Origin of the sequence: Methanobrevibacter thaueri (assembly GCF_015062915.1) — an archaeon.
Lineage (GTDB): Archaea > Methanobacteriota > Methanobacteria > Methanobacteriales > Methanobacteriaceae > Methanocatella > Methanocatella thaueri_B.
The window spans coordinates 21405-27609 of the sequence record NZ_SUTJ01000019.1; the positions used below are offsets into that span (position 1 = coordinate 21405).

The following is a 6205-nucleotide window of genomic DNA, read 5'->3' on the forward strand; positions in this document are numbered from 1 at the left end:
CATTAAATGATAATATTTTTATTTTTTTAAAAAATCCTTAACTATTTTTTTAAACTCATCCGGCTTTTCAATAATAGCCAAGTGACCAGCATCTTTTATAAATGCAAATTCCGCGTCTTTTATGCCGTCAGCCACTTCACGACCAAGTTCCGGAGGATTTATGCCATCAAATTCAGCGGCAATAACAAGTGTAGGGCATGTAACCTTGCCATAATCCTTTGAATTGTCAAAGTTGGCAAGTGAAGCGTCCTCAGCAGCCTTTTCCTCTTCGCTTAACTCCTGGTCTTCATCACCCTGCAAGAGTTCGCCAACATCCAATTCGCCACTTGCAATCTTTTCAAGGGAATGCGGTGCCACACTGGCTTTCAATATTACCTGCATCATCTCTTCGGCTGAAACCTGTGTAATGTCAAGATTTGCCTCTTTCAATATCCTGGCAACAGAAGAGGTTTTTCCGTTCGGCTTTGTGCATGCTAAAATCAAGTGGTTTATGTCATCGCATCTGGACTCAGCAGCCCTGAGAGCAATGTATGACCCCATTGAATAACCTAAAACGTCAACCTTTTCAAATCCCAATTCAGCGATGATTGCATGAACATCATCTGCATGATCATCTATAGTGTATTGCTCAGGCCTTGTGGATTCACCATGTCCCCTCAAATCAACAGTGATTACACGATACTCATCCTTGAGCATGTCCCTGATTGGATACATTGTTGCCTTGTTTCCGGTCAATCCATGCAAAAGTAAAACTGCTTCTTCACCTTTTTCAGTGTCGTCTATACAAATCTCAATATCATTAACGTCAAGAAATCTTTTCATGTTAACACCTATTAATAAATAGGACCTGGAATGTCAAATATTTTTCTAAAAGATAAGAGAATGTAAAAAAATAGTTTCAATCGGTGATGTTGGGTTTAAAAAAAAAATTAAAACCCCAAGATATTATCTTGAGGTAATTTATCAATCTATTTGATAACAGATTCGAGTGTTTCATCATCAGGTGCGTTCACTTCAATAAGTTTACCTTTTTCGACAAACTTGAATGTAGGAGTGTTGTCACCATATGCGTTTTCATTGTAGATTCCGTCATGTCCTGCAATGGTTTTGTCTTCAAAGCCGTCAGCAGCAGTGAGGTTTTTGTAATCAAATTCGTCAGAGAAGAAGACTTTTACAACAATTTCTTTGTCCCCGTTGAGGAAACTGCATAATGAATATTTAGCGTCTTCATCGTCTTCAGCTTGTTCAGCTAATTTTTGAGCAGTGTCATTTTCTTTGTATCCGTCAGGAATAGCAAATTCAATGTCTTGTAAGACTAACTTACCATTGTCAAAACTAACTGATCCGCCATCGGAGTTAGAACCTTCGCTTGAAGAGAAATTAAAACTCCAACCGTCATCTGCACTTACTGCACTTATGGAAACACATATTGCAAGTAAAACTACACCAACCATTAAAATTTTTCTCAATTAATTCACCTTTAAAATTTTATAATATACAGAATATATTACAAATGAATATTTATTTTTCATTTGTTATAAATATTTTTTAAATCTTGAATTAAGGGTTATTTTTAATTAAACAATGCAATTTAAAAAAAATAATCCATTAAATAATAAAGTATTTTATTATTGATATTCAAATATAATACTGTTATATTATTTAATCGGATTTGAATGTTATGAATATTGGAAAACTGATTGGAAACACTCCAATGATAAAAATTGATTACGAGTACGAAGGCAAAACAGGCAGTATCTACACTAAACTTGAATACTACAACTATTCAGGCAGTATAAAAGATAGAATCGCATTATACATTATTGAAAAGGAAAGGGAAAACGGCAATTTAGCTGAAGGCCAACCAATAGTGGAAGTTACCAGTGGAAACACTGGAATCTCTTTCAGTGCAATAGGTGCACTTTACGGACATGATGTCCATATTTTCATGCCTGATTGGGTGTCTCTTGAGAGAAGAAATCTCATTGAGATGTACGGCGCACATGTTCATCTCGTATCAAAAGAGGAAGGAGGATTCAAAAGGGCTCTTGAACTTGCAGCAGAATTTGCCGAAACACATAATGCATTCAGACCACTCCAATTCGATAACAAATTAAATCCGGAAGCACAATACAATACCACTGGTCAGGAAATCATTGATGCAGTTCCAGACGTGAATGCATTCGTATCCGGAATTGGAACCGGCGGAACCCTTATCGGAATAGGCAAAAGATTAAAGGACAACAATCCAGATTCCAAATTATTCGCACTTGAACCATCCACATTGTCAATCCTTAAAATGGGAATGGAAGAGGGAAGTCACCTGATAGAAGGAATTGGCGATGACTTCATTCCGGGAATTGTCGAGCAGGATCTCATTGATGATATTGTATTGATTGATGATTGTGATGCAATCAACATGTCCAAAAGAATAGCAAAAGAATTCGGTTTGGGTATTGGAATATCAAGCGGAGCAAACTTCCTAGCTAGTGTTTTAATGGACAATGATGATTTAACCATTGCAACAGTCTTTGCTGACGACAATAAAAAGTACATCACCACCAAACTGTCCGAAGACATTGATGATAATCCTAAATTACATTCAAACAAAATTAAATTGCTTGGTTTTGAAGTAATTTAAAACCCTACTTTTTTTCCTATTTTACAAACTGTCAATGGCCTGGATTAGCTCAATCATATGCTCATCCTTAACATCCTGAGACGCAAAACTATATTCCTCAAAGTAAAATGCTGGAACACCTGCCTCATTCAAAGGTATTGTCAGGTAAGGTCCGCTTGTTGTTGAATCAGGAGAATAAGAAGCAATATCAGGACACTTATCGGCAACCATTTGAGCATATTCGGCACCTTCACCCTCCTTGAGAGGAGAAAATACGAATGTCTTATAGTCATATGCCCCTATGTTTGAGTGAACATCAATGGCCATCTTATAATCGCCGTTTGCAATTTCAGGATAGACATACTTATATGCAAGGTTCTGGCCGTTCTGCCTTCCAGGGTTTTCATAATTGTCCAAACCGTCACCGTAATAGCCGACACCCTCGGTAACATTGATTATATACAAATCATAGCAATGATTGAGGCCAGTCATGTTCGGAAGCATCCTGACCATTGTCTCATGTGTCAGGTGCTCCAATGGATGAACCCCTACAACATAGGCTATTCTTTCCCCGTTTGGATTACCGATATTGCGGATAACCTCAACTGTACCGGGATCATTGGTGTTATCAGCCAATGTTTCCCTTACAGGCGTTTGGATAGGCTCTGCCTTATGGGCAATATTGACTATTATTAATGAGCTGAAAATCAGGATAATGACCAATAATGCCCCAATGATAATGTAATCCCTTTTAATCATAAGTCATAATGTATATTGTGAAGCTTGTACAGGCACACTGAACTACTTGATGGGAATGCGTAAATCATGTAGTCAAGTTCCTCTAGTGTTATCTTCTTGTTTATAATGAATGCAAACATGTTTGCAACGTTTTCAGCATCTGCAGCGTAAATTTCAGCACCTACAATCTGAAGGTCCTTATCCACTATCACCTTGGCCTCAGCTGTGGTGTCGTTTTTAAGCTCCAGGGAGTATGAGTTACCGTATCTGATTTGATGCACGTCATACTCATCGCTTTTTTCTGCGACATATGCTGGAACACCCACTGTTGCGATTCTAGGAATTGTATATGCAACTGCAGGAATTACAGGATAAGTGATTTCATCCGCTTCACCTAAAAGTTCCTTTGCAAGGTATTTGGATTGATGTATAGCGACTGTCACCAGTTTGGCAATGCCGGTGTCTGCAACATCCCCTGAGGCGTAGATGTTTGGAACTTCAGTCTGAAGGTGTCCGTTCACCTTGATTCCACTTTTTGTGCTTGTAAGACCAACGTTTTCAAGACCGATTCCCTCAACATTGGCTTCACGGCCCATTGCAGCTATCACATAGTCACCTTTCAGGCTCAAACCGCTTTCACAATTGACTGTGAATGCATTTTCATGAGCAACGTTATCTATTTTTGCATCAGGATCCCTTAGGATGTCGTCACTGTTCATTCCGTTTTCTACATTATGGATTCTTTCTTCAGGATTTGGGATTTCAACATCACTCAACACTTCGGTTACTGTCTGGTTAAAGTGGAAGTTTATGCCTTTATCTTTAAGTATTTCAATTACCTTCTGCACATAAGGCTGGTGGAAGTATTTCAAGGCCATGTTTCCCCTGATGATGACATCAGCTGTTAGGCCGGCTTCAGCAAGAATTGATGCAAATTCCATACCGACAAATCCGGCACCTATGATTATAGTGTGTTTTGGAAGCTCTGCAATGTCCAAAAAGTCAGTGCTGTCATGGAGGTATTCCTTACCCTTGATGTCTGGAATGACAGGTTTGAGTCCTGTTGCGATTACAATCTTTTCTGTTGTGAATGTTTCATCTCCGACCTTAACGGTGTGTTCATCCACGATTACCCCTTTTCCGTGGGCAACATCAAGGTCATACTCGTCGAACTTGCCGTCAAGGAACTTGGACATGTTTGCTATTCTTTTTTGCTTGAACTTCATGAGTGCAGGCCAGTCCACCTCGAAGTTTCCTGCCTTTCCGACACCTTCAAAGTTGTCGGTGAGTGCCTTTATCTCATATGGAGCGTCCAAAAGCGCCTTGGAGTTGCATCCTCTGTTTGCGCATGTTCCACCATACAGGCTTTCCTCAATGATTAGGATTTTTAGCCCTGCTTTTCTTAAAAATCGTCCACCTTGCCATGCGGCATTTCCACTTCCAATATAAATAACATCATAATCCATAATAGTAACCTCTTGGTTAATAATCTGTAAGAAATAGTATAAATTATTACCCAAAAATCTCAAATTTAGCGGAATTTGATTGGATGATATGGATTAGTGATTTTATAATCATTATTTTGATATTAGAATTAAATTATATTAAAATAAGTAATCATATAAAATAGGTTTATTTGCATAAACCATCAAATAATCAATCATGAAATTAATTTAAATGCATCGAAATGGATTTCCATAGGAAGAATGTTTAAGTGCAAAGCAATTTTCATATCCAAAAATCGATAAATTTTAAAATATCTAAAATAAAATTATAATCAACATAATTACAATTGATTAAAATGAAAGATTATCTCAATATTGACGACAACGGCCAAACCACATTCAAGGTATCGCAAACACCAAAAATAGACTTCCTAATCAAGGAAAAACGCTTCGATGAGGCATTAACTGAAATCAATAAACTCCTAAAAACCGACAATGACTATTCAAATTGGAATCTCAAGGGAATTGTCCTTGATAAGCTGTCACAATTTGAAGAATCAATAGAATGCTTTGACAAGGCGCTGCAACTGCATAAAGGCGATGACATTAAGTTAAACAAGGCCAATGCACTGTATGACTGGGCGAAAGTCACTTTTTTCCCTGAAGGAAACTATGAGCAGGCATTGGAATTAATCAACAATGGATTGGACACCCTTCCGGAAATTGAAGATCCCTCTGAATTCTATTTTTTAAAGGCAGAGATTCTTGAGGCACAGGAAAATCTCATCGAGTCTCAAAAATGTTATCTTATTGCACATAAGGAATTTGACCGGTTAAAGGAGTTTGAATCACAAACTGATTATCTGAATAACACTTCAGACACACTCATAAATATTGTCGGAAGCGACTTTTACAGTTTTACACCTGAACCAGGCGTGATTGTTGATTTGGTAAAAGATGAGGAAAATGAGCATGACCCTGATGCAATAGCTGTCGTTTTTGAAAATAAGACTGTTGGTTATGTTGCAAACAGCGATTACACTCTAATTGATGAGGTTAAAAGTGCAAGCAGCATCAAAAATTTTCTTTTGGATAATCAAAAGGCCGAAATCCAGTTTGTTTATATGGGCGAATATGTGATTGGAAAATTACTATAAAGTTTAGGCATGCCTAAATATTTATATAGTATGAGAAATCAATATATTATCAAGCAATATTAATTAAACAAAATGGAGGCGAAATTATGATTATCGGTATTGAAAACCTTAAAGAACAACAAAAAGAAAAAGAAGAATCTGAATAGATTCTCATTTTTTATTATTTTTTGAGGATGTGACGCAAAATTTTTAATTGAATTTTGTGTTTTTGATTTTTTTATAATTTTTCTTATTTTTAGTTGTTT

Annotated in this window: 6 protein-coding genes; 2 read left to right on the forward strand and 4 right to left on the reverse strand. The window is 37.1% G+C overall.

Features of this window, described 5'->3' with window-relative positions; genetic code table 11:
• Nucleotides 1-18 precede the first annotated feature (18 nt).
• Together E7Z78_RS09065 and E7Z78_RS09070 are read right to left on the reverse strand one after the other, a co-directional pair.
• Nucleotides 19-822 carry an alpha/beta fold hydrolase gene (locus E7Z78_RS09065; protein WP_303724849.1) on the reverse strand — a complete coding sequence of 268 codons (804 nt, stop codon included), beginning with the start codon at nucleotides 820-822 and terminating at the stop codon, nucleotides 19-21.
• A gap of 146 nt (nucleotides 823-968) precedes the next feature.
• Nucleotides 969-1469, reverse strand: coding sequence for a hypothetical protein (locus tag E7Z78_RS09070; protein ID WP_303724850.1), 501 nt, complete (start codon nucleotides 1467-1469; stop codon nucleotides 969-971).
• A gap of 212 nt (nucleotides 1470-1681) precedes the next feature.
• Here E7Z78_RS09070 and E7Z78_RS09075 point away from each other — a divergent pair, with 212 nt between their 5' ends.
• Nucleotides 1682-2641: a PLP-dependent cysteine synthase family protein gene (locus tag E7Z78_RS09075; protein ID WP_303724851.1), complete on the forward strand. Its 960-nt coding sequence runs from the start codon at nucleotides 1682-1684 to the stop codon at nucleotides 2639-2641.
• A gap of 21 nt (nucleotides 2642-2662) precedes the next feature.
• On the opposite strand, the gene E7Z78_RS09080 is transcribed toward E7Z78_RS09075, so the two are convergent.
• Complete coding sequence (locus E7Z78_RS09080; protein ID WP_303724852.1) at nucleotides 2663-3379, reverse strand: hypothetical protein; 717 nt, start codon at nucleotides 3377-3379, stop codon at nucleotides 2663-2665.
• Nucleotides 3376-4824, reverse strand: coding sequence for an NAD(P)/FAD-dependent oxidoreductase (locus E7Z78_RS09085; protein ID WP_303724853.1), 1449 nt, complete (start codon nucleotides 4822-4824; stop codon nucleotides 3376-3378). The genes E7Z78_RS09080 and E7Z78_RS09085 overlap by 4 nt, the downstream gene beginning before the upstream one ends.
• A 335-nt stretch (nucleotides 4825-5159) precedes the next feature.
• Between E7Z78_RS09085 and E7Z78_RS09090 the strand changes: the two genes are divergently transcribed.
• Nucleotides 5160-5960 (forward strand): hypothetical protein, encoded by an 801-nt coding sequence (locus E7Z78_RS09090; RefSeq protein WP_303724854.1) that lies wholly within the window; start codon nucleotides 5160-5162, stop codon nucleotides 5958-5960.
• The last annotated feature ends 245 nt before the right edge of the window (nucleotides 5961-6205 follow it).

What these genes read in the sequence shown, in the direction of transcription:
- E7Z78_RS09065 (WP_303724849.1), bottom strand. Translation starts at nt 822, where the DNA reads ATGAAAAGATTTCTTGACGTTAATGATATTGAGATTTGTATAGACGAC.
- E7Z78_RS09075 (WP_303724851.1), top strand. Translation starts at nt 1,682, where the DNA reads ATGAATATTGGAAAACTGATTGGAAACACTCCAATGATAAAAATTGAT.
- E7Z78_RS09090 (WP_303724854.1), top strand. Translation starts at nt 5,160, where the DNA reads ATGAAAGATTATCTCAATATTGACGACAACGGCCAAACCACATTCAAG.
- E7Z78_RS09085 (WP_303724853.1), bottom strand. Translation starts at nt 4,824, where the DNA reads ATGGATTATGATGTTATTTATATTGGAAGTGGAAATGCCGCATGGCAA.
- E7Z78_RS09080 (WP_303724852.1), bottom strand. Translation starts at nt 3,379, where the DNA reads ATGATTAAAAGGGATTACATTATCATTGGGGCATTATTGGTCATTATC.